Source organism: Thermomonospora curvata DSM 43183, from assembly GCF_000024385.1.
Taxonomy (GTDB): domain Bacteria; phylum Actinomycetota; class Actinomycetes; order Streptosporangiales; family Streptosporangiaceae; genus Thermomonospora; species Thermomonospora curvata.
The window spans coordinates 4,551,179-4,573,681 of record NC_013510.1 but is presented as its reverse complement, the minus strand read 5'-3'; the positions used below and the strand labels follow the sequence as shown (position 1 = coordinate 4,573,681).

Here is a 22,503-nt window from a genome sequence, read left to right as displayed (position 1 = left end):
ATGGCCTTTTTTGCCCCCATCCACCCTAGCTGCCTTGTATGGTCACCTTGGCCGGTCCGTGACCGTCGAAACCGCGGAGTCGGCGCGAGTGGACCGGGACGCTTGACTTTCCCCCCTAGACTGCTCCCAGGTCAACCGGGCTGCTATCCCGGAGTGCCCCGTGCCCGTGCAGGCGCGAGGGCCCCCTCGGGGGTGGCCAAGGAGCCGTTCCCAGCCTCTAGACTGACGAGCCGTGATGCAGCCGTGATCCACTTTGACAACGTCACCAAGGTCTACCCGAACCAGAATCGCCCGGCCCTCCAGCATGTGAACGTCTCCATCGAGAAGGGCGAGTTCCTGTTCCTGGTGGGGCCCTCCGGTTCGGGCAAGTCGACGTTCCTGCGTCTGATCCTCAGGGAGGAGCGTCCGTCGCAGGGGCGTGTGCACGTGGCCGGCAAGGATCTCAGCCGGCTCAGCAACTGGAAGGTGCCGCACCTGCGTCGTCGGATCGGCTGTGTCTTCCAGGACTTCAGGTTGCTGCCCAACAAGAACGTCTTTGAGAACGTGGCGTTCGCGCTGGAGGTGATCGGCAAGCCCCGGCGGTTCATCCGCAAGGTGGTGCCCGAGGTCATCGATCTGGTGGGCCTGGAGGGCAAGGCGGACCGGATGCCCGATGAACTGTCCGGCGGTGAGCAGCAGCGCGTCGCCATCGCCCGGGCGTTCGTCAACCGGCCGATGATCCTGCTGGCCGACGAGCCCACCGGGAACATCGACCCGGCGACCTCGATCGGCATCATGAAGGTGCTGGACCGCATCAACCGCACCGGCACCACCGTCGTCATGGCCACCCACGACGCCGCGATCGTCGACGCCTTCCGCAAGCGCGTCGTCGAGCTGGAGGACGGCCGGATCGTCCGGGACCAGTCGCGCGGCGTCTACGGCCAGGCGTACTGATACAGCCTGCACCGAGCCCGGCCCGGTATTCCGGCAGGCAAGGTCGACCAAGGACAGCGAGGCATGCGCGTACAGTTCGTAGCCCAGGAGATCTGGATCGGTCTCCGCCGGAACCTGACGATGACCATTTCGCTGGTCATCACCGTGGCGATCGCCATGGCGCTGCTGGGCACCGGTCTGCTCATCAAGCTCCAGGTCGACAGCTCCAAGAGCTACTGGCACGACCGGATCGAGGTCTCGATCTTCCTGTGCGCCAAGACCAGCTCCAACCCCAGCTGCAACAAGACCGACGTCACCGAGGAGCAGAAGCAGCAGATCCAGGCCGACCTGGAGAGCCTGTCGGTGGTCAAGGACGTCACCTACGAGAGCAAGGAAGAGGCCTATCAGCGGTTCAGGGAGAGCTTCTCCAACAGCCCGGGCTTTGTGAACAGCACCAAAGTGGGTGACATCCCCGACTCCTTCCGCGTCCGGCTGACCGATCCGGAGAAGTTCGAAGAGGTCACCAAGCTGCTGGCGAACCGGGACGGCGTGGACCAGGTGGTCAACGAAAAAGAGATCCTGGACCGGTTCTTCAAGATCCTCAACGGCCTGCAGTGGGCGGCGATGCTGATCGCGGCGATCCAGGTGATCGCGGCGGTGCTGCTGGTGACCAACACGGTGCGGCTGTCGGCCTTCAACCGCCGCCGGGAGACCGGCATCATGCGCCTGGTGGGCGCCTCCAACCTCTACATCCAGCTGCCCTTCATCCTGGAGGGCGCGATCGCCGGCCTGATCGGCGGCATGTTCGCGGCCATCCTGCTGATGGGCAGCAAGGTGGCGCTGATCGATCAGCTTCAGGAGTCGCTGCAGTTCACCAGCCAGCTGGGATGGGGCTCGGTGTTCGGCGTGATCGTCTTTTCGATCTGCGTCGGCGTGCTGCTGTGCGCCGTGGCCTCCTTCCTGAGCCTGCGCCGGTACCTGCGAGTCTGATATCCGCGAATCCGATCGGAAGGCCGCCTTACACTCATTGCCATGCTCCGGATCACCGGTCGTGTCCCCCGAGGCTTTCGCGCCGGTGGATTCACCCGTGGTGCGGCATTGATCACGGTGGTGCTGTGCGTTTACGGCGCCGGCGTGGTGACCGGCGCCGAGGCGCCCTCCTCCTCCACCCGGCCCCAGCGGGGGCCGCTGGATGAGGCCGCCGAACGGATCGCCGAGGAGTCGGCCCTGCCGGTCGACCGCGCCGAGCTGCAGCGCGCCGCGGTGAACGGGATGCTGCAGCGGCTCGGCGACCGCTGGGCCCGCTACTACACCGCGACGGAGTACGACGACACCCGTGGCCGGCTGAACGGGCGCTATAGCGGCGTCGGGCTGTGGCTCGGCGTCGAGGAAGGGTCCGGACGGGTCCTGGTGGCCAGCGTTCAGCCGGAGTCGGCCGCCGAACGCGCCGGAGTCCGGGTCGGCGACGCCATCACCGGGATCGGCGACCGCAAGGTCGGCGGATGGACCGTGAGCAAGGTCGCCGCCGCGCTGCGCGGCGCCCCCGGCACCTCGGTGACGCTCACCGTGCTGCGGAAGGGCGCCGAGCGCCACTTCACGCTGGTGCGCTCGGCCGTGCAGACCGGCGATGTGACCGTGGAGCAGCGTTCCGGCAGCATTCGGGTGATCCGGGTGGCGGCGTTCACCCGCGGGGTGGGCCGGCAGGTGCGCGAGGCCGTCGAGCGGCCGGCCGGCGGCGCGGAGTCCGGGCTGATCCTGGATCTGCGCGGCAACCCGGGCGGGCTGCTGGAGGAGGCGGTGGAGACCTCCTCGGCGCTGCTGAGCGACGGGGTGGTCGCCGTCTATGAGCGGCGCGGCGAGCGGCCCCGGGAGCTGCGCGTCACCGAGCCGGGGGACGGCCGCACCCCGCTGGTGGTGCTGGTGGACGCCGGAACCGCCAGCGCCGCCGAGGTGGTCGCCGGTTCCCTGCGCGATCGCGACCGCGCCGTCCTCGTAGGATCCCGTACCTATGGGAAGGGGTCGGTGCAGGAGCCGGTCCGGCTGCAGGACGGCTCGGTGATCGAACTGACCGTGGGGCGCTACCGCACCCCCGGTGGCCGTGACCTGGACGGGACCGGGATCGAGCCCGATGTGGCCGTCTCGGCCGACCGCCCCCCCGAGGAGGCCCTGGAACGCGCGGGCGCGGTGCTGCGCGGGCTGATGGCCTCCGCGTCCACCAAGGATCGACGCTAGATCCGCAAGCCCCGCGAGAAGGACTGAGGCTGATTCCGTGCCACGTGAGACAGGCCGCAAGCTGGTGGCCCAGAACAAGCGGGCCCGCTACGACTACGACCTCGGCGACACCTGGGAGGCGGGCCTGGTGCTGACCGGCACCGAGGTCAAGTCCCTGCGCGCCGGCCGGGCCTCGCTGGTGGACGGCTATGGGCGCATCAAGGACGGGGAGGTGTGGCTGGAGGGCGTGCACATCCCCGAGTACGTGCAGGGAACCTGGACCAACCACGCGCCGCGCCGCCCCCGCAAGCTGCTGCTGCACCGGCGGGAGATCAACAAGATCATCGCCAAGAGCAAAGAGCCCGGGGTGACGATCGTCCCGCTGTCGCTGTACTTCAAGGACGGCAAAGCCAAGGTCGAAATCGCCTTGGGTCGTGGTAAGAAGAGCTACGACAAACGGCAGGCGATCGCCAAGCGGGAAGCCGAGCGGGAGATGGCCAAGGCGCGTTCGGCTCGGCTGCGGGCCCGCGTGGGGGGCAGGGGCTGAGCATGAAGAGGGACCCGCGCGCAGTGCGGCGTGCCCGTGTCCGCAAAGTGATCTCGCTGACGGCCGGGGGAGCCCTGCTGGCGGGAAGCGCCTTCGCCTTCTTCATCGACTACGCCGAGGCCTCGGCGATGCCGGCCGTCCGGGACTTCCTGATCGCCTGGCAGGTGGGCAATTACAAGGCCGCCGCCGAACGGACGGTGGGCGCCGATCCCAGGCTCGTGGCCAGGGCGCTGAGCCAGGTCCGCGACCAGCTGGATGCGGCCTCCATGAAGCTGGGCCTGGGGCTGTCGTCGTCCGCCGGCGGGGAGGCCTCCGACGTCATCGTGCGCAACGGGAACGAGGCCACGGCCCGTTTCTCGGTCACCATCGACCTGGGGGAGAACGGCGAGCCGTTCAGCTACGCCGGCCAGATGCGCCTGCGGCGGGTGGACGGCAAGTGGCGGGTGGTCTGGAGCCCGTCGCTGATCCATCCGCAGCTCAGCGAGGGCCAGCGGCTGGCGGTGGTGACCGAGACTCAGCAGCGCGGCGATGTGAAGGACAGCCGTGGCCGGTCGCTGCTGCGCAAGGTGCCGGCCGATGTGATCGGCGTGTACCCGGGCCGGCTGCGCGACCCCAGGCGCACCATCGGGCAGCTGGTGGCGGCGGCGACCGACGCCGACGGGCGCCGGCTGGACGCCGAGCGGCTGCTGGGCCGGGTGCGCTCGGCGCCGCCGGAGACCTTCTTGCCGCTGCTCATGCTGAGCCGTGCCGAGCACGCCGATCTGATTTTGCGGCTGAGGCGGATCCCGGGCCTGTATGTGGAGTCGATCCTCGCCCCGGTCGAGCCGGCCCGGGCGGCCGAGCTGGTCGGCACCCTGGGCCCGGCCACCGACGACCGGCTGCAGCGGGTCGGCGCCCCCTACCAGCCCGGCGACACCATCGGCGTCAGCGGCATCCAGTTCCTGCACCAGCGGCACCTGGCCGGGACCCCCACCGTCAAGGTGGTGGCCGTCGACGCCACCGGCGAGCAGCAGAAGGTGCTGGCCGAGTGGCGGGGCCGGGATCCGCAGCCGGTCAGCGTCTCGTTGGACTCCCGCTGGCAGGACCGCGCCGAGGCCGCACTGGCCCGGCTGCCGGTGCCGGCGTCGATGGCGGTGGTGCGCGCCAACAACGGCGAGGTGCTGGCGGTGGCCAACCACCGCACCGGCGGCCGCAACCAGGCCATGGAGGGCAAGTACCCGCCCGGGCTGACGTTCGGGATCGTCACCGCCGAGGCGCTGCTGAAGAGCGGCATGAGCGGGCAGGACAAGACCGAGTGCCCGGCCACCGCCACGGTCGGCGGCCGCCAGTTCACCAACCCCGGCGGGGGTCGCGCCGACAACACCTTCCAGTTCCACTTCGGTTTCTCGTGCGCGACCACGCTGGCCTCGCTGAGCACCCGCATCGACGGGGCCACCCTGGTGCAGGAGGCCGCCCGGTTCGGGTTCGGCAAGGACTGGCAGCTGTCGGTCCCGGCCTTCTCCGGGCATGTGCCCATGCCCGCCAACGACGCCGAGAAGGCCGCCATCGCGATCGGCGAGGGCCCGGTGCGGGTCAGCCCGCTGGGCATGGCGCTGACCGCCGCCGCGGTCGACGCCGGTCTGTGGCGCCCGCCGCTGCTGATGCGTTCTCCGCAGGACGCCCAGACCATCCAGCCTCAGCCGCTGGACGCCGTCCCGGCCGGCGACCTGAAGCTGATGATGCAGCGCGCGGTCCACTCCGGGACCGCCCGGGCCGCCCGGGTTCCCGGTCCCGTGGCGGTGCACGGCGTGGTCGCCACCGTGGACTACCAGGAGGGCGGCCGGCCTCGGACGGTCTCCTGGTTCGTGGGGTTCCGCGGTGACATCGCGTTCGCCATCGCCATCGAGGGCAAGGTCTCGGCCGCTTCCGTGGCCGCCCGGTTCCTCGCCGGCTGACCGATCCCATTGTTATCGTTTTGTTATCCTTTTACCGTGTGGGTGCAACCGAACGGACCCCTCCGTTCGTCTTTATGGGTGACTGAGACACCGCTTGGGGGGTTGCGGACTCAGTCGCCGTGATGAGACCAGAGCCTCGTCTCGGGGGAGGCTCTGCCGTCCGGACCGGCCCGACCCTGCCGGTCAGCCCCGGTGGGCGTGCTGAGAGCGCCGCCCACCGGGGCTTTTCATTGAGCCTTTCCAACACGCCGTTCCCGCAGGTCGAGACGGGGACGGCGCGGTCGGGGACGGTGCCGTGACCGGCGACGCCGCGGCCTTGGACACCGCTTGGGCTCCCGTCCCCCTCCAGGGCCACATGGCGCAAAGGGCTCCTCGCCCTCGTGCGGGCGGACGGGCAGGTCACAGGCGGGAATAGCGTTGGCATCCTCGCTGTTGTAGAGGTACGGTTTGAACCGGACCCGCCGTGGCGGGCCCGGGGTTCTTGACAAGTGCACACGGGGGTGACTGGCTTCGACTTCGGTAGATCGAGCCAGGGGAAGCGGGCCGAGGGCTGCGGTTGCAACCTCGTTAATCCTGTGACCGCGAAAAATAACTGCCAACAAGAAGCAGTCCGAGTTCGCTCTCGCCGCCTGAGCGAGTAGCGACTCTGTCAGCCCGGGAGTGTCTCCGGCCCGGTGTCTGGCATCGTGAGGAGACTCAGCCCGTTCGCCCGGTCGCGGGGCGAGCGGGGACACCGCACAGCGACTGAGCCCGTCGGTGACTTGCCTGCGTGAGCACCGGGGCTGAGAAAACGCTGAGCAGGCTGCGCCCGGAGAAGCCCTGACTCATCACTGAAGGACGCGGGTTCGATTCCCGCCACCTCCACGCGGACTTGGGGCCGGTGCGCAAGGCGACTTCGCCGCCTTGCGCACCGGCCCTTTGTCGTGCCTGAGATCCCCGGTGAGGGAGCGGGGTGGCCGGAATAGGCAAAGGGGCTGTTTTAGAGAAGTCGGGAGTCCTACGTTGGTCGGGGCGGTCGGATGTGATCGGCGTGGGAGGCATCTGATGACCGAGGGCGCGACGAATTCGATGGGGGCCGGTGAGATCCCCGGCATCGACACCGCCGTTCCGCACACGGCGCGGGTGTGGAACTACTGGCTGGGCGGCAAGGACAACTACCTGGCCGACCGGGAGCTGGGGGACCAGATCGTCAAGGTCTTCCCGGCGATCGTGGACGTGGCGCGGCACTCGCGGGCGTTCCTGCGCCGGGCGGTGCGGTACCTGGCCGAAGAGGCCGGGGTGCGCCAGTACCTGGACATCGGCACGGGACTGCCCACCGCGGACAACACCCACGAGGTGGTGCAGCGCATCGCGCCGGACTCCCGGGTGGTGTACGTGGACAACGACCCCCTGGTGCTGGTCCATGCCAGGGCGCTGCTGGCCGGGACGCCGCAGGGGGTGGTCGACTACCTGGACGCCGATGTGCGCGAGCCGAAGGCGATCTTGGAGCACGCGGCGCGGATCCTGGACTTTGGGCGGCCGGTCGCGCTGATGCTGCTGGGCGTCATGGAGCACATCGAAGACGACGAGCAGGCGTATGCGATCGTGCGGGAGCTGGTGGACGGCCTGCCGTCCGGCAGCTATCTGGCGCTCAACGACGCCACCCCGAGCCCGGAGCGGGAGGAGGCGCTGCGGCTGTGCCGCGAGAGCGGAAGCGAGTGCATCGTCCCGCGCACGCCCGAGCAGATCGCGCGCTTCTTCGAGGGCCTGGAGCTGCTTCCCCCCGGCGTGGTCTCGGCCTCCCGGTGGCGGGCGGAGCAGACCCCGTTCGGGGAGCCTCCGGAGGTGGAGACCTACTGCGGGGTGGCCCGCAAGCCCTGAACCGCCCCGGGTAAAGGGACGGCTACAGTGCTGCGGTGAACAAGCAGCACGAAACGGGCACCAGGGATACGGGGCGGCGGCACGGATCGAGCGCCGGGGACCTGCTCGTCGGGGCGGGCTACCTGCTGCGCGGGCTCGGGTGGGTGGCCCGGCGCCCGAAACAGTGGCTGTTCGGGCTGCTCCCGGCGCTGATCGTGCTGGTGGTTTACGCGGCGGCGCTGGTGTGGCTGGCGGTGCGGGCCGATGATCTGGCCGCCTGGGCGACGCCCTTCGCCGACGAGTGGTCCGGCGGGTTGCGCCGCACGGTGCGGGTGGTCGCGGCGGCGGCGATCGTCGGGGTCGGGGCGCTGCTGGCGGTGCTGACGTTCACCGCGGTGACGCTGCTGGTGGGAGGCCCGTTCTATGAGAAGCTCGCCGAGCGGGTGGAGGACTCCCAGGGCGGGGCGCCGCCGGAGCCGCAGGTGCCACTGGTCGAGCAGATCGCCCGGGCGGTGAGGGACTCGCTGGCGCTGGGGGCGGTCGCGGTCGCCTTCGCCGTGATCTTTTTCGCGCTGGGATTCATACCGGTGGCCGGGCAGACCGTGGTGCCGGTGGCGGCCGCCGGTGTCTCCGGGTACTTTCTGGCGGGGGAACTGACCGCGATCGCCCTGGAACGGCGTGGTCTGGCCCGCCGCGAGCGGTTCGCGCTGATGCGGAGCCGCCGGCTGCTGGTGGTGGGCTTCGGGACCGCCACGATGATCGTCTTCCTGATCCCCCTGGGTGCGGTGATCGGTATGCCCGGCGCGGTGGCGGGCGGTACGCTGCTTGCCCGCGAGCGGCTGGCCGAAAGGCCGCCGACGACCGCCAATGACAAGAGTGCCCAGAGTGAGTATTGAGGCGATAAGAAGATGTGGCCGGAGCGTAACTGCCGCTCCGGCCACATATGGTGATCTTCGCGTAACGTGTGCCGCATGTCCGATCAGGGGGAGCGCGGAGCGCGCTGGACCGAAATGAACGACGAGATCGCAGCGACGGACGAGCCCACCGGCCCCATCCAGCAGATCGACAGCACCGACCGGTCCGGTGAACGGGGCGCCACGGCGTCCGCTCGGCCGGACGCCGACCAGGCGTCCCGGTCGCCGGACCGCACCGAGCCCGCGCAGGCCCGGCTCTCCGGTCCAGCCGAGAGCCCTTCCCCCGACGAGAACCCCGACGATGACTGGCGGCCCGCCGAGCGGCCCGGCGGTGGCACGGCCGCCGAGCGTCCCGCGGTGAACTCCTGGTTCGAGCGTCCGCCCAGGCCGCCCGCCCCGCCGCGGCAGGAGCCGGACTCGCCCGAGGACTCTGCGGCCGAGTCCGCGGACCAGGCCCCCGCCGGGTTCTGGATCACGGCCGCCAAGAGCCCGCAGGGCGACTCTCCCGGCCGGGACTTTGACGATCCGGGCGGCGCCGGGGCCTTCGAAGAGCCTTCGGGCGCGGCCTTCGCCGGCTCCCGCGATTCGTCGCCGTGGGCGTCTTCGGACGGTCCCACCGCAGGTCCAGGCGGCGCCTTCGGCGAGCCGTCCGCCCCGGAGCCGGCCGGGTCGCCTGCCGCCGCCTGGGGGGAGCCCACCGGGGAGCGCCCCTCCTGGGAGCGGGAGGAGCCCGCGCCCGGGGAGGCCGCCCGGCGTCCGGGGGCTTTCGCCGAGTCCCGGGAGGAGTCCTTTGAGGCCTCATCCGCCAAGCCTTCGCCGGGGACTTCCGGCCAGGAGCCCGGGGATGTGCGGGTCGCGCCGCTGCCCGCCGACGGGCCGGCCAAGACGTCCGCGGAGCGTCCCGGCTGGGAGGGCTCGCTGTTCGACGGATCCGCCGATGGCGGAGGCGGCGTGCCCGGGTATGCGCCGGTCGAGATGTCGGGCCCGAGCACCCCGCCCAAGCCGGGCCGGCCCAGCAGCGGCAGCTGGGAGATGCCCGAGTGGATCCGCGAGGAGGAACGGCGGGCCAAGGAGGGCCTGAGCACCAGCGCCGATGTGGGGTTCGACGAGGAGACCGGGCGTTCGCGCCGGATCGCGCTGCTGGCCGGTGCGCTGGTCGTGGTGGTGCTGATCGGCGCGGGGGGCTACTTCTTCCTGCGGCGCGGCGACTCGGCGGCGGCGACGGCGCCGCCGCCGCGGGCGGTCAAGGAGTCGCCGACCTCCGCGCTCCCGCAGATCACCACCGAGCCGCAGGTGAAGCTGCCGCCGAACAAGGCCATGCCGCGTTTTTCCGGGAGCCCGGCCCGCGTGGTCGGCATGCTGGACGACCGGCGCGCGGGGCTGTCGTACCCGCGGCTGGGTGCGCCGTGGCGGGTGCCCACCGCCCGCAATGACCTGGCCGTGCCCGGCTGGTCCGGCCAGCAGGCGGTGGCGGCCGAGCAGCGGGGCGAGCAGGCCCGGCACGCCAGGCTGCTGACGGGGGTGCTGCAGTCGCCGCTGGCGGCCGAGTACACCGGTCCGCGCAGCCTGCGCACGGTGACGGCCAAGGCGCTGCGGGATGTGATCGAGCTGTATTACGACTTCCCGCACCAGGAACGGGCGCTGGCCTCCCAGCCGCTGAACGTGGGAGGGCGCCGGGGCTGGCTGATCAGCTCGTACCTGAAGTTCAAGCGTCCGGGGGTGAAGGCGACCGGCGAGGTCGTGGCGGTCGCGGTCATCGACACCGGGCGGAGCGCGCCCGCGGTGGTGCTGGCCGGCGTCCCCAACACCCACCGCGCGCAGTGGCCGGACATCAACCTGTTCTTCAGCCGGCTCAAGCCGATCACCAAGGCGACCGAGTGACGTTCTAGTACCGAATGCCGTTCTAATAGGCTGTGCTCATCCAAGGAAGGGGTGGGTATGGCCATCGGTTTGACCGAGGAACACGAGGCACTGGCTGCATCCGTGCGCGGCCTGGCGGAACGGCACATCACCGCGCAGGTGGTGCGGGAGGCGGTGGAGTCCGCCGAGCACCCGCGGCGGCCGCGGTTCTGGCAGGCCCTGGCCGACCAGGGCCTGCTGGGATTGCATCTGCCCGAAGAGTACGGGGGGCAGGGCTTCGGCCTGGTCGAGCAGGCGGTCGCGCTGGAGGAACTGGGCCGCGCGCTGGCCCCCGGACCGTACGTCCCCACGGTGCTGGCCGCCGCGGCGATCGCCGCGTACGCGTCCAAGGAGGCCAAGGCCGCGCTGCTGCCCGGGCTGGCCGACGGCTCCCGCACCGCCGCCGTGGCGCTGCGCGGCGACTTCACCGCCGCCCCCGGCGGCGACGGCGGCGCACGGATCAGCGGTGCGACCGAGACGGTGCTGTGCGCCACCCAGGCGGACCTGCTGGTGCTGCCGCTGGGCGAGGACCGGTGGGCCGTGGTGGACGCCGAGGCGGCCCAGATCACCGCGCTGGACGCGCTCGACCTGACCCGCCCGGTGGCCCGGGTGGAGGTGAGCGACGTCACCGTCCCGGCCGAGCGCATCTTCCAGGGCGCCCTCGGCGATCTGGCGGTGGTCGTGCTCGGCGCCGAGGCGTGCGGGGTGGCCGGCCGGGCGGTGGAGGAGGCGGCCGGCTACGCCAAGATCCGCGAGCAGTTCGGCCGTCCCATCGGCCAGTTCCAGGGCATCAAGCACAAGTGCGCCCGGATGCTGATCGCCGCCGAGCGGGCCCGCGCCGCGGTGTGGGACGCCGCCCGCGCCATCGACGCCGGCGAAGAACCCGACCAGCGCGGCTACGCGATCGCCGTGGCCGGGGCGCTGGTCGCCGACGCGGCGGTGGACTGCGCCGAGGACAACATCCAGGTGCACGGCGGCATCGGCTACACCTTCGAACACGACGCGCACCTGTACTACCGGCGCGCCATGACCCTGCGCGCCCTGATCGGGCGTCCCTCCCGCTACCGGGAGCGGGCGGCACGGCTGGCGCTGGCGGGCGTGCGGCGCCCGATGGACATCGAGCTGCCGCCGGAGGCCGAGCAGCTGCGCGAGCGGGTGCGCGCCGAGGTCGCCGAGCTGGCCGAGATGGACCCGTTCACCCAGCGGGCGGCCATGGCCGAGGGCGGCTGGGTCACCCCCCACCTGCCCAAGCCGTGGGGCAAGGACGCCGGCCCGGTGGAGCAGATCGTCATCCAGCAGGAGCTCAAGCGCGCCGGGGTGCGCCCGGTCCCGCTGATGATCGCCGGCTGGGTGGTGCCGTCGCTGGTCGCCTACGGCACGCCCGAGCAGCAGCAGCGGTTCCTGCCGCCGACGCTGCGCGGGGAGATCCTGTGGTGCCAGCTGTTCAGCGAGCCGGGCGCCGGCTCGGACCTGGCCTCCCTGACCACCCGCGCCGAGAAGGTCGAGGGCGGCTGGAAGCTGACCGGCCAGAAGATCTGGAACTCCCTGGCCCGCGAGGCCCAGTGGGGCATCTGCCTGGCCCGCACCGACCCCGACGCCCCCAAGCACGAGGGCATCACCTACTTCCTGGTGGACATGAAGTCCCCCGGCCTGGAGGTCCGCCCGCTGCGCGAGTGCACCGGCGAGGCGGTCTTCAACGAGGTCTTCCTGGACGGGGTGTTCGTGCCCGACGAGCTGGTGGTCGGCCCGGTGAACCAGGGCTGGAAGGTGGCCCGCAACACCCTGGCCAACGAGCGGGTCGGGCTGACCGGCTCCTTCCAGCTCGGCGCCAGCCTCCGCAAGCTGGTCAGCCTGATCGGCGACCTGGGCCTGGCCGACGACCCGGTGGTGCGCGACAACCTGGGCGACCTGGTGGCCGACGAGCACACCTACCTGCTGCTGGGGCTGCGCGCCACGCTCAAGCAGATCTCGGGCACCGACCCGGGCGTGACCGCCAACGTCCGCAAGCTGGTGGCCATGGAGCACGGCCAGCGCGTCACCGAGTACGGCTTCACCCTGCTGGGCGAGGACGGCATGCTCAACGGCGGCCGCAAGGCCGAGCTGCGCCACCGGTGGTCCTTCTACATGCTGGCCTCGCGGGCGATGACGATCGGCGGCGGCACCACCGAGGTCAACCTGAACGTGATCGGTGAGCGGATCCTGGGGCTGCCCCGCGACCCCGAGCCCGTCCGCGACCGCTCCTAGCGGCCCGGCCGCCGGTTCAGGCGCGCCGGCGGCGGACGGCCGCCCGTCGGATCGGATACGGCGGCACCACCGAGCACGGAAAAAGCCCGGCGGTGCCGCCGCCGTCGTTGTGGAGCGGCGCCACGGCCTCTGCGGCGGCCTGGAGGATCTGCCCGTTGCGGCGCTCGGCGGCCGGGCGGAGGGAGCGGGCACCCGCATCGGCGGTGCCCGCCCCTCCGCGCTCAGGGCGCCGTGGCCTGCTGGCGGGTCGTCCCGGTGGCCTTCGGCTGGACGGGCTGTTCCTGCGAGCCGTGCGGCTGCGGGGCGGGACGTCCCAAAGTCCGGTCCAGGAAATTGATCGTGGCGCGGATGCGGGCCTTGGCGTACCTGCTGTCCAGGTGGCCCATGCCCCTGACCAAGGTGAGGGTGCTCGTCCCGCCGGCGCGGCGCAGCATCCGGTGCAGCGTCTGGGACTGGGCGGACGGGACGGTGCAGTCGGCCGTCCCGTGCACCAGCAGGAAAGGCGTGGCAGAGGGCTGCCGGGCCTGGCGGAGCAGGTTGGCGGCGCGGGCCTTGGCGCCGCCCGCGCCGACCGGCTCGCCCAGCCAGCGGGAGGCCGCCGAGCGCCGGTCGTCGTGCGGCGGCGTGGCTGGCGGGCAGCCGGCGGCCCTGAGCTGGCGGTCCAGCGAGGCGAAGTCCACCGGGGCCGACCACAGCACGGCCGCCTGCACCGCGCTGGAGGTCTGCGCGTTGCCCAGCTCGGGGGCGTCGAAGGCGGTCTGCCGATCACCGGTCAACCCGACCGCGGCGGCCAGGTAGCCGCCGGAGGAGACGCCCAGCACCGCGATCCGCTGCGGGTCGAGGTGGTAGTCGGCGGCGTGGGCGCGCAGCCACCGCACCGCGGCCTTGGCGTCCTGGACGGCGGCCGGCCAGCGGGCCTCGGCGGCCTGCCGGTAGTTGATGGAGGCCACCGCGTACCCGGCCCGCAGGAAATAGGCGCGCCCGTGCCGGGCGGCCTCGCTCTTGTCGCCGCCCCGCCAGTCCCCGCCGTGCACGAACACCACCACCGGGGAGGGCGCGGTGCCCGCCGGGACGTGCAAATCCAGCCGCTGGGCGGCCGACTGCGAGGCGTAGTCCAGGTCGAACCGCTGGTCCCGGGCGTGCGGCACGGGCGCCGTCTCGGGGATGGGATCGGGGTCGACCAGGTCGGCCGCTGAGCAACCGGCGAGCGCGACGGTCGCCGCCGCGACCCCGCAGATCGTCGGTATGCGCATGACGGAGACAGTAGTGAAGAGGCCTGGGGCGGCCCAGTGAGACAAATAATAGATCGGCTATGGCATTTGTCATGGCGTGGCCTCCGATGAACGGCGGCCCGGTATTTATCAGCCGACACCGGAAAACGCCCTGGTCCGCCGCGTCCGGTAGCCTCTGCCGCTGATGACGGGACGCAAGCGGCACCTGCCGGCCGCCCTGACCGGGCTGGGGCTCGGGCTGTCGGCGCTGGGGCCGGCGCTCGCGCCCGGTTTCGTCCTGTCCTATGACATGGTGTTCGTGCCCGAGCCGGGCTTCACGCCCATGGCCTTCGGGCTCACCGGCACGCTCCCGCGCCATGTGCCCAGCGACGTGTTCGCAGCCGTGCTGGGGCTGGTGCTGCCCGGTGAGTGGGCGCAGAAGCTGATCCTGCTGGCGATCTTCGTGCTGGCGTGCGTGTCGGCGGCCGCGCTGGTGCCCTCGCCGCGCCTGCTTCCCCGCCTGGCGGCGGGCGTCTGCTACGCCTGGAACCCGTTCGTGGCCGAACGGCTGCTGCTGGGCCAGTGGGCGCTGCTGCTGGGGTATGCGGCGCTGCCGTGGGTGGTGGCGCGCGCCGCCCGGATCACCGAGCCGGGCGGGGCGCGGCGGCTCGTCCTGGCGCTACTGCCCGCCGCGATCGGGGGGTTCGCCGCGCTGGCGGTCTCGGGGCTGACGGCGTTCATCGTGGCGGTGGTCGCAGCGGGCCGGCACCGGCTGCGCGCGGCGGCCGCCACGTGCGCCGTGGTGCTGGGGTTGTCCCTGCCGTGGCTGGTCACCGGGTGGCTGCGGCCGTCCGGAGTGCCGGCCGACACGATGGCGGTGGAGGCGTTCGCCGCCCGCGCCGACACCCCCTTCGGCGTGGTGGGCAGCCTGCTGCTGCTGGGCGGGGTGTGGAACGCCGAGACGGTCCCGGCCGGCTACGGCCACCCGGTCACCGCCGTCCTCTGGCTGGCGGTGGTGCTCGGTGCGCTGGCCGCCTTCGGGACGTGGTGGTGGCGGCAGGGCCGCGACCGCGGATACGCGGGACTGGGCGCGGCCGCCCTGGCCGGGCTGGTGATAGCGGCGCTGGGCGCGCTGGCGCCGGGCCTGCTGCGGTGGCTGATCGGGCTGTGGCCGGGGTTCGCGGTGCTGCGGGACGGGCAGCAGTACACGGCGCCGCTGGCCGTGCTGGTGGCGCTCGGGCTGGGCCTGCTGGCGGAGCGGGTCACGCCACGGCTGCCGGTGCTCGCCGCCGGGTGCCTGGCGCTGGCCCCGGTGGCGCTGCTGCCCTCGCTGGCCTTCGGGGCGGCCGGACGGCTGCGCCCGGTGGAATACCCGGACTCCTGGAGACGCGCCCGGCAGATCCTCCAGGCCGACCCCGTCCCCGGTGACGTGCTGGTGCTGCCGTGGGCGGCCTACCGCTCCTACCCGTGGAACGGGCATCGCCGGGTGCTCGACCCGCTGCCCCGCTACCTGCCCCGCCGGGTCATCTTCAACGACGCGGTGCGGGTCGGTGACATCACCGTCCCCACCGAGGACCCGCGCGCCCGCCGGCTGGACGCCGCCATCGGCGGCGACGGCCCGCTGGTGGCGGCGCTGCGCGCGCAGGGCGTCCGCTACGTGGCCGTCGACGCCGAGATCGCCTCCTGGGACCCGGCCGCTGGCACCCCGCCCGGCCGGCGCGGGCCTTCGGGGATCGTCGGGCATCCCACCCGGCTGGCCGGGGCGGAAGTGGTGCTGCGCGACCGGGACCTGCTTTTGCTGCGCATCCCCCGGCCCCGCCGCGTCGCCGACGAAGGACCGCCCGTTGCTTTGGCCTCGGCCGCCTGGATTGCCACAATTGGACTGATCGCCTGGTCATTGTCGGTATCAGGCGTTACCCTGGTCCCTCGCTCAACCCCTCTACACCGCCGCAGAAAGGCCCCGTGATGCGGATCCTGATCGCCGCCATTGTCGGAGTCCTGCTGGCCTCCGGCGCCTCCGTCGGCATCGTGCAGATGGCCAACGCCTCGCAGCAGGACCCGGTCATCGAGCCGCTGTACAACTACGGCACCAAGTGATCTTGCGCCCGTGATGGGCCGGCCTGCCGACCAGCCGGGCGCCGCGGAGCGTCTGCGGCTGCAGATCGTGGTGCCGGCGCGCAATGAGGCCCGGCGGCTGCCGCTCGGGCTGGTGCTGCTGAGCGAACGGCTGCGGGAACTGCCGGTGACCGCCGAGGTGATCGTGGTGGACAACGGCAGCAGCGACGGCACCGCCGACATCGTGCGGGCCTGGCGCGGATCGGTCCCGGTGCGGCTGCTGAGCTGCCCGCGTCCGGGCAAGGGCGCGGCGGTGCGGGCCGGGCTGCTGGCCACCACCGCGCCCTATGTGGGTTTTTGCGACGCCGACATGGCCACCGACCTGGCGGCGCTGGAGCCTGCGCTGCGGCTGCTGGCCGACGGGCACCCGGTGGTGGTCGGCTCGCGGCGCCACCCCGACTCGGTGGTGCAAGGGTACGGGCAGCCGCTGCGGCGGCTCGGCGCGATCGCCTTCAACCTGGCCATCCGCGACCTGGCGGGAGGGATCCCCGACACCCAGTGCGGCTTTAAGTTCTTCTCCGGCCCGCTGGCCCGGCAGGCGGCGGCCGAGCTGCGCACCACCGGTTTTTCCTTCGACGTGGAGTTGCTGATGCACTGCGTGCGGCGCGGCGCCGCCATCACCGACATCCCGGTGGTCTGGCGGGACGTGCCCGGCAGCACGTTCTCGTTGCTCCGCCACTCGCCGGGCGTGCTGGCCGACCTGATCCGCATCCGCCGCCTGGCCGCCAAGACGCCGCTCGACCGGGCCGCTCCCATCGCGGTGGCGCTGCCGGAGACCTCGAGGTCCGGCGCCGGATGACGGCGCGGGGACCGGCACGCCCGCTGCGCGTGGCGGTCGTCAACTGGCGGGACCCCTGGCACCCGGCCGCGGGCGGGGCCGAACGGTACGCCTGGGAGGTCGCCCGCCGGCTGGCCGCCGCCGGCATGGACGTCCGCTATGTGACGGCCCGCGCCCCCGGCCAGCGGCGGCGGCAGGAGGCCGAGGGCGTGCCGATCGTCCGGCTGGGCGGCCGCTTCACCGTCTACCCCCTGGTCCTGCTGTGGATGCTGGCGCACCGCCGCCGCTTCGACGCGGTGCTGGACTGCCAGAACGGCATCCCCTTCTTCACCCCCTGGGTGCTGCCGCGGCGCGTGCCGGTGTTCTGCGTCGTCCACCACGTGCACACCGAACAGTTCGGCATGTACTTCCCGCCCTGGCTGGCCCGGCTGGGCCGGCTGCTGGAGGGGCCGGTGGCGCGCCGGACCTACCGGCGGCATGCCTGCGTGGCCGTCTCGCCGTCCACCCGGCACGCCATGCGGGAGCGGCTGCGCTGGGACGGCCCGATCCACCTGGTCCCCAACGGGCTGACGATGCCCCCCGAGGGGCCGCCCGAGCCGGCGCGCGGCCTCGGTGACCCGGCGCTGGTGTGCGTCAGCCGGCTCGTGCCGCACAAGCGGCTGGAACGCCTGGTCGACCTGGCGCTGCACCTGCGGGAACGCCACCCCGGCCTGCGCGTCCACATCATCGGGGACGGCCCGCAGGGCGCGGCGCTGGCCGAGCGGGTCGCCGCCGCCGGCCTCACCGAGACGGTGATCTTGCACGGTTTCGTCTCCGAGCGGCGCAAGGCCGCGCTGGTGGCGGGCGCCGACCTGCACCTGAGCACCTCCCGCGGCGAGGGGTGGGGCCTGTCGGTGATCGAGGCCGCCTCGCTGGGCGTCCCCACCGTCGCCTACGACGTGGAGGGGCTGCGCGACGCGGTCCGCGACGGCGTCACCGGCTGGCTCGCCTGCGACGACGACCTGCCCGGCGCGGTCGAACGCGCCCTCAAGGAGCTGGCCGACCCGGTGCGCCGCGCCGAGATCGCCGCGTCCTGCCGGCGGTGGGCCGCCGTCTTCGACTGGTCCCGCACCGCCGCCCACATGGCCGCCCTGCTGAAGTCCGCGGTGCACGGCGAGCCGGCCGCCCGGCCCGACCTGCCGGAGGGATGGTCCTGATCCGGCGTGCGATGGCCCGGCGGCCGGCGGGGGCGCCGGGCCCGGGAGAGTCCGGCGCGCCGCTCGCCTCCGGCGGGCGCCTCATCCGGCGCTGTCAGAAGCACGTCCGGGGGCGTGTACGGTGACTCGCACCTGCGAGGCGAGGCCGGCCGGCGGCCTCGCCTGCGTGATCGGGAACGGCTGTCGTGGTCCCCGTGCGTGCGGGGCGCTCTGGGAGGCGAGGGCGGCGTGGCGCTAGGGCAGGCCATCAGGAACGGCGTTGACGCGGTCGCCGTCCGCCTGGCCGACGCCGACCGGGAGAGCGCCGCCCCCGATGCGAACGGGCGGGGAAGGGCCGGGGGAGAAGGGGAGATCGACACCCGGCTGCGGGAGCGGCTGCGCCTGGTGGCCTGCTGCCTGGCGCTGACGGTGCTGGCCACCTCCACCCGCCCGGGGCGCATCCTGGCCGACACCAAGATCGACATGGCGGTGAACCCGCTGGGGTTCTTGGGTCGCGCCCTGCACCTGTGGGACCCCGAGCAGTTCGGCCAGCTGCAGAACCAGGCCATCGGCTACCTGTTCCCGATGGGCCCGTTCTATGCGCTCGGCGACCTGCTGGCCGTGCCCGCCTGGATCACCCAGCGGCTGTGGCTGGCGCTGCTGATGTGCCTGGCGTTCCTGGGCACCGAGCGCCTGGCCCGCAAGCTCGGCATCGGCGGGCCGCTCACCCGCCTGGTCGGCGGCCTGGTGTACGCGCTGGCCCCGGGCGGGCTGGCGGTGCTGGGGCAGATCTCCTCCGAGTACCTGCCGTACGCCATGCTGCCGTGGATCGTGCTGCCGCTGGTCACCGCGGCGGCCGGGGGCAGCCTGATCGGCGGGGCGGCCCGCTCGGGGCTGGCGGTGGCCTGCTGCGGCGGCATCAACGCCGCCGCCACCGTCGCGGTGCTCACCGTCCCGGCGCTGTACCTGCTGACCCGGCCGCGCGGCACCCCCCGCCTCCGGCTGGCGGCCTGGTGGTCGGCGGCGGTCGCGGCGGCCACCGCCTGGTGGCTGGTGCCGCTGCTGCTGACCGGCACCTACGGGTTCTCCTGGCTGACCTACACCGAGAAGGCCGAGACCACCACCGGTCCCACCGGGCTGATCAACGTGCTGCGCGGCGCCGAACGGTGGGTCAACTACCTGGTCGTCGACGGGCGGATCTGGTCGCCGGTGGGCAACGCGCTGTCGCTGGAGACGCTGCCGGTGCTGTGCACCGGAGCGGTGGCCGCGCTCGGGCTGGCCGGGCTGCTGCGCTCCCGGCTGCCGGAGCGCACCTTCCTGCTGCTCAGCCTGCTGGCCGGCATCGTGATCATCACCGCCGGGCATGTGAGCGCCCTCGAAGGGCCGCTGGGCGGGCCGCTGCGCGAGCTGCTGGACGGGCCGCTGGCGCCGCTGCGCAACCTGCACAAGTTCGACGGGGTGGTGCGGCTGCCGCTGGCGCTGGGCGTGGCGCACCTGCTGTCGGCGATCCCCCGCGCCCGGCACCGGCTGCACACCCTGGCCGCCACGTACGCGGCGCTGGCGGGCATCGCCGCGACCGCGCTGAGCAACGGCCTGTCGGGGGCCGGCGACTTCCCCCAGGTGCCCGCCTACTGGCGGCAGGCGGCGGCCTGGCTGAACGGGCGGGCCGGCGAGCAGGCGGTGCTGGCCCTGCCGGGGGCCCCGTTCGGGGAGTACCTGTGGGGCCGCCCCATGGACGACATCATGCAGCCGCTGCTGACGGCGCGCTGGGGGGTGCGCCAGCTCGTCCCGGCCGGGTCGCCCGGCTACACCCGCGCCCTGGACGCCATCGACCAGCGGGTGACCACCGGCCGGCCCTCGCCGGGGCTGGCGGAGTTCCTGGGCCGCATGGGCATCCGCTTTCTGCTGGTCCGCAACGACCTGCAGCGGGAGGTGCTGCGCGGCGGCTGGCCGGCCCGGCTGCACCAGGTGCTGGACGGCTCACCGGGGCTGCGCAAGGTCGCCGAGTTCGGCGAGCGGGTCGGGCAGGAGAACCCCGATGCGATCGGCTCGCTGGACCAGCGGTACCCGGCGCTGGAGATCTACGAGGTCGACAACGCCGACGACGTGGTCAGTCTCACCGACACCGCCGATGCGATGCGCCTGTACGGCGCCCCGGAGGGGATGCTGACCCTGGCCGACAACTACGTGCTGCACGGCCGGCCGGTGCTGCTCAACGACGACGGCGCCGAGCTGGGCGGCACGCCCGTGGTCACCGACTCGCTGCGGCTGGTCCGCCGCAACTTCGGCGAACTGCACCACACCTCCCAGACGCTGAGCGCCGCCGAACGGCACCGGGCCGGCGACATCCTGGACGAGGGCTGGAGCCGGTACGCCACCACCGCCGTCCACCGCGGCATCGCCTCGGTGACCGCCTCGACCTCGGCCTCCGACACCGAGGGCATCCCCCAGCAGCACGACCTGGGCCGCCACCCCTATGCGGCGCTGGACGGCGACCCCAGCACCTACTGGTCCACCGGCGGCTGGGACGGCCCGATCGACCAGTGGATCAAGGTCGACTTCGGGCGGGCGATCACCCCCGGCCGCGTCACCGCCATGTTCGTGCAGAACCCCGACCTGCTCGGCCCGCCGCCCGTCCGGATCGCCGTGGAGACCGAGACCGGCTCGCTGGCCCAGCAGGTGCGCATGGTCTCCGAGGCGCAGGACCTGCAGGTGCCGCCGGGGCAGACCCGCTGGCTGCGCATCCGCATCCTGGAGCTGGCCGCCCGGCCGGCCATCCCGGCGTTCGCCCGCGTCGGCCTCGCCGAGCTGACCGTGCAGGGGGTGCGGGCCGAGCGGATCCTCCGGCTGCCGGCCACCGGCGCCAAGGAGGCCTCCTACGCCTTTGCGCGCGGGCCGGGCCGCGCCGCCGAATGCATGAAGGGCTCGGCCAACTGGGTCTGCACCCCGTCCCTGGAGCGGCAGGACGAGGAGGGCAACGGCTTCGTCCGCGCCTTCGGCGCACAGACCGCCGCCAAGGGGCGGCTGACCGGCACCGCCACCCTGATCGACAACGACGCGGTCAACCGCTTCACCTCCCTGGGCGCCAGGGCGCAGGTCTCGGCCAGCTCCAGCCGTCCCCATCCGGCGGCCCAGCCCCGGTCGGCCTTCGACGGCGACGAGCGCACGGTGTGGATCGCCGCGGCCGGCGACACCGAGCCGGTCTACAAGGTGCGCTGGAAGCGCCCGGTGACCTTCGACCGGATCACCGTGGCCCGTCCCGCCGGCGCCCGCGGCCCGCTGCGGGTCACGCTGCGGGCCGACGGGGGGCAGACCCGCGAGGGGCTGGTGGACGAGCGCGGCAGGCTGAGTTTCGCGCCGCTGCGGACCTCCTCGCTGACCTTGACCTTCAGCGCGTCGGTGCAGCCGGTCCTGCAGATCGCCGACATCACCGTTCCCGGGGTCGCGCCGCTGCCGGATGTGACCTGGACGCAGCTGAACCTGCGCTGCGGCCTGGGCCCGCGGCTGCGGGTGAACGGGACCCTGATCGACACCCGGGTGATCGCCACCATGGGCGACCTGCTGGAGGGGCGCCCGGTGCGCTTCGAGGCCTGCCGCAGGGCGCCGATCGTCGCCGGCGGCAACCGGCTGGAGTCCGTCCCGCTGAGCCCTTACCGGATCGAGACGGTGGTGATCGACACCGGCTCGCTGGACCGGCGCGGCGGCACCTCGGCGGTGACGGTCCGCCAGTGGAACTCCGAGACCCGGGTCGTGGAGGTGGACGCCGCCGAGGAGTCGTTCCTGACGGTCAACGAGAACTTCAACCCCGGCTGGCGGGCCGAGATCGGCGGCACCCGGCTGCAGCCGGTCCGGCTGGACGGCTGGAAGCAGGGCTGGATCGTCCCGGCGGGCACCACCGGCACGATCACCCTCACGTACCAGCCGGACCGCGCCCACAAACTCGCCGTGCTGATCGGCGTCGTCTTGCTGGCCGTGCTGGCGCTGGCCGCCGTGCTCCCGGTCTCCCGCCAGGGGGCCGCTTCGTCCGGCGCCGCCTCGGGGGGCCGCAGGCGCCGCTTCGGCTTTCGAAAGGGCGCTCAGCCCGGGGAACCCGCACGTGCGAACGGGCGCCCGGAGACGGCGGGCCGGGGGACGGCCGTCGTCCGCCGGGGGGCGGCCGTGGCGGCGGGACTGTGCGCGGCGGCCGCGGGCTTCTGGGTCGCCGGGATCGTGGGCGTGGCGCTCTGCGCGGCCATGGCCGCGGCGTTCGCCTGGGCCGCGCCCGGCCGGACCAGGGCCGCGCAGATCCTGGCGTCTCCCTGGACGGCCGCGGCCTTGATGGTGGCGGGCGCCGCCTCCTGGGCGCTGGGGGACTGGCTGCGCACCACCGGCAACCCGGCCGCCCCCACCGACCCGCTCGGCGACGCCGTGCCCCAGCTGCTGGGGTTGATCATCGTGACGCGGCTGGTGGTCGGCCTGTGGCTGCCGCCCGCCGGCCCGGCGGCGGAGCGAAGCGACCCGCCGCGCCGCGATGACCTGCGCTGGCGGCCGCCCGCCGCTTAGCGCGGCCGCGCCGGCACAGGACGCCTTTCATTGTCGAATTTCGCATTGGCAAACAAACGGGATGTTTGTCCAAGTTGTGAATTTCATGTAAACGGGTCTTTCGCATCGGGCGTCCCCGTAGTACAGCGCGGCGACGGGATGTCGCGCATCGATAGGAAGGTTCCTCTTTGCGATCTGGTGTG

15 protein-coding genes and 1 other RNA gene are annotated in these 22,503 nt (G+C 72.9%); 15 read left to right on the top strand and 1 reads right to left on the bottom strand.

What is annotated here, in order from left to right; translation table 11 throughout:
- Nucleotides 1-243: 243 nt before the first annotated feature.
- From ftsE to TCUR_RS19655, 10 genes are all read left to right on the top strand, one after another.
- Nucleotides 244-933, top strand: a complete 690-nt coding sequence (gene ftsE / locus TCUR_RS19695) for a cell division ATP-binding protein FtsE (RefSeq protein ID WP_041440141.1) — start codon at nt 244-246, stop codon at nt 931-933.
- A gap of 63 nt (nt 934-996) precedes the next feature.
- The gene (gene ftsX, locus TCUR_RS19690; protein WP_012854318.1) at nt 997-1,902 is read left to right on the top strand and encodes a permease-like cell division protein FtsX; all 906 of its coding nucleotides are present in this window, start codon (nt 997-999) and stop codon (nt 1,900-1,902) included.
- Between the two features lie 117 nt (nt 1,903-2,019).
- On the top strand, nt 2,020-3,144 hold the full coding sequence (locus TCUR_RS19685; protein WP_041442430.1) for a S41 family peptidase: 1,125 nt from the start codon (nt 2,020-2,022) through the stop codon (nt 3,142-3,144).
- A gap of 37 nt (nt 3,145-3,181) precedes the next feature.
- The gene (gene smpB / locus TCUR_RS19680) at nt 3,182-3,670 is read left to right on the top strand and encodes an SsrA-binding protein SmpB (protein WP_012854316.1); all 489 of its coding nucleotides are present in this window, start codon (nt 3,182-3,184) and stop codon (nt 3,668-3,670) included.
- 23 nt (nt 3,671-3,693) lie between these two features.
- Nucleotides 3,694-5,604, top strand: coding sequence for a penicillin-binding transpeptidase domain-containing protein (locus TCUR_RS19675; protein WP_245536905.1), 1,911 nt, complete (start codon nt 3,694-3,696; stop codon nt 5,602-5,604).
- Between the two features lie 496 nt (nt 5,605-6,100).
- Nucleotides 6,101-6,471: a transfer-messenger RNA gene (gene ssrA, locus TCUR_RS25820) on the top strand.
- 177 nt (nt 6,472-6,648) lie between these two features.
- Nucleotides 6,649-7,464 carry an SAM-dependent methyltransferase gene (locus tag TCUR_RS19670; protein WP_012854314.1) on the top strand — a complete coding sequence of 272 codons (816 nt, stop codon included), beginning with the start codon at nt 6,649-6,651 and terminating at the stop codon, nt 7,462-7,464.
- A 35-nt stretch (nt 7,465-7,499) separates the two neighbouring features.
- Nucleotides 7,500-8,339, top strand: coding sequence for an EI24 domain-containing protein (locus TCUR_RS19665; protein ID WP_012854313.1), 840 nt, complete (start codon nt 7,500-7,502; stop codon nt 8,337-8,339).
- A gap of 75 nt (nt 8,340-8,414) precedes the next feature.
- On the top strand, nt 8,415-10,238 hold the full coding sequence (locus TCUR_RS19660) for a hypothetical protein (protein ID WP_148233065.1): 1,824 nt from the start codon (nt 8,415-8,417) through the stop codon (nt 10,236-10,238).
- 57 nt (nt 10,239-10,295) lie between these two features.
- The gene (locus TCUR_RS19655; RefSeq protein ID WP_012854311.1) at nt 10,296-12,500 is read left to right on the top strand and encodes an acyl-CoA dehydrogenase family protein; all 2,205 of its coding nucleotides are present in this window, start codon (nt 10,296-10,298) and stop codon (nt 12,498-12,500) included.
- 221 nt (nt 12,501-12,721) lie between these two features.
- On the opposite strand, the gene TCUR_RS19650 is transcribed toward TCUR_RS19655, so the two are convergent.
- Nucleotides 12,722-13,753 (bottom strand): alpha/beta hydrolase, encoded by a 1,032-nt coding sequence (locus tag TCUR_RS19650; protein WP_012854310.1) that lies wholly within the window; start codon nt 13,751-13,753, stop codon nt 12,722-12,724.
- A gap of 163 nt (nt 13,754-13,916) precedes the next feature.
- On the opposite strand from TCUR_RS19650, the gene TCUR_RS26635 reads away from it, so the two are divergent.
- The 5 genes from TCUR_RS26635 to TCUR_RS19630 all read left to right on the top strand — a co-directional run bounded on the left by TCUR_RS26635 (nt 13,917) and on the right by TCUR_RS19630 (nt 22,321).
- Nucleotides 13,917-15,677, top strand: coding sequence for an MmpA family trehalose lipid delivery protein (locus TCUR_RS26635; RefSeq protein WP_012854309.1), 1,761 nt, complete (start codon nt 13,917-13,919; stop codon nt 15,675-15,677).
- Nucleotides 15,674-15,808: a hypothetical protein gene (locus tag TCUR_RS28405; RefSeq protein ID WP_281055022.1), complete on the top strand. Its 135-nt coding sequence runs from the start codon at nt 15,674-15,676 to the stop codon at nt 15,806-15,808. Before TCUR_RS26635 ends, TCUR_RS28405 begins: the two co-directional genes overlap by 4 nt.
- A 13-nt stretch (nt 15,809-15,821) precedes the next feature.
- Nucleotides 15,822-16,625, top strand: a complete 804-nt coding sequence (locus TCUR_RS19640; RefSeq protein WP_012854307.1) for a glycosyltransferase — start codon at nt 15,822-15,824, stop codon at nt 16,623-16,625.
- Nucleotides 16,622-17,800, top strand: coding sequence for a glycosyltransferase family 4 protein (locus TCUR_RS19635; RefSeq protein WP_012854306.1), 1,179 nt, complete (start codon nt 16,622-16,624; stop codon nt 17,798-17,800). Before TCUR_RS19640 ends, TCUR_RS19635 begins: the two co-directional genes overlap by 4 nt.
- A gap of 228 nt (nt 17,801-18,028) precedes the next feature.
- The gene (locus tag TCUR_RS19630; RefSeq protein WP_012854305.1) at nt 18,029-22,321 is read left to right on the top strand and encodes an alpha-(1->3)-arabinofuranosyltransferase domain-containing protein; all 4,293 of its coding nucleotides are present in this window, start codon (nt 18,029-18,031) and stop codon (nt 22,319-22,321) included.
- Nucleotides 22,322-22,503: the final 182 nt, after the last annotated feature.

Excerpts from the sequence above, each read along its gene's own strand:
- TCUR_RS19660 (WP_148233065.1), top strand. The coding sequence starts at position 8,415 with ATGTCCGATCAGGGGGAGCGCGGAGCGCGCTGGACCGAAATGAACGAC.
- TCUR_RS19655 (WP_012854311.1), top strand. The coding sequence starts at position 10,296 with ATGGCCATCGGTTTGACCGAGGAACACGAGGCACTGGCTGCATCCGTG.
- TCUR_RS19650 (WP_012854310.1), bottom strand. The coding sequence starts at position 13,753 with ATGCGCATACCGACGATCTGCGGGGTCGCGGCGGCGACCGTCGCGCTC.
- TCUR_RS26635 (WP_012854309.1), top strand. The coding sequence starts at position 13,917 with ATGACGGGACGCAAGCGGCACCTGCCGGCCGCCCTGACCGGGCTGGGG.
- TCUR_RS19635 (WP_012854306.1), top strand. The coding sequence starts at position 16,622 with ATGACGGCGCGGGGACCGGCACGCCCGCTGCGCGTGGCGGTCGTCAAC.
- ftsX (WP_012854318.1), top strand. The coding sequence starts at position 997 with ATGCGCGTACAGTTCGTAGCCCAGGAGATCTGGATCGGTCTCCGCCGG.
- TCUR_RS19670 (WP_012854314.1), top strand. The coding sequence starts at position 6,649 with ATGACCGAGGGCGCGACGAATTCGATGGGGGCCGGTGAGATCCCCGGC.
- TCUR_RS19640 (WP_012854307.1), top strand. The coding sequence starts at position 15,822 with ATGGGCCGGCCTGCCGACCAGCCGGGCGCCGCGGAGCGTCTGCGGCTG.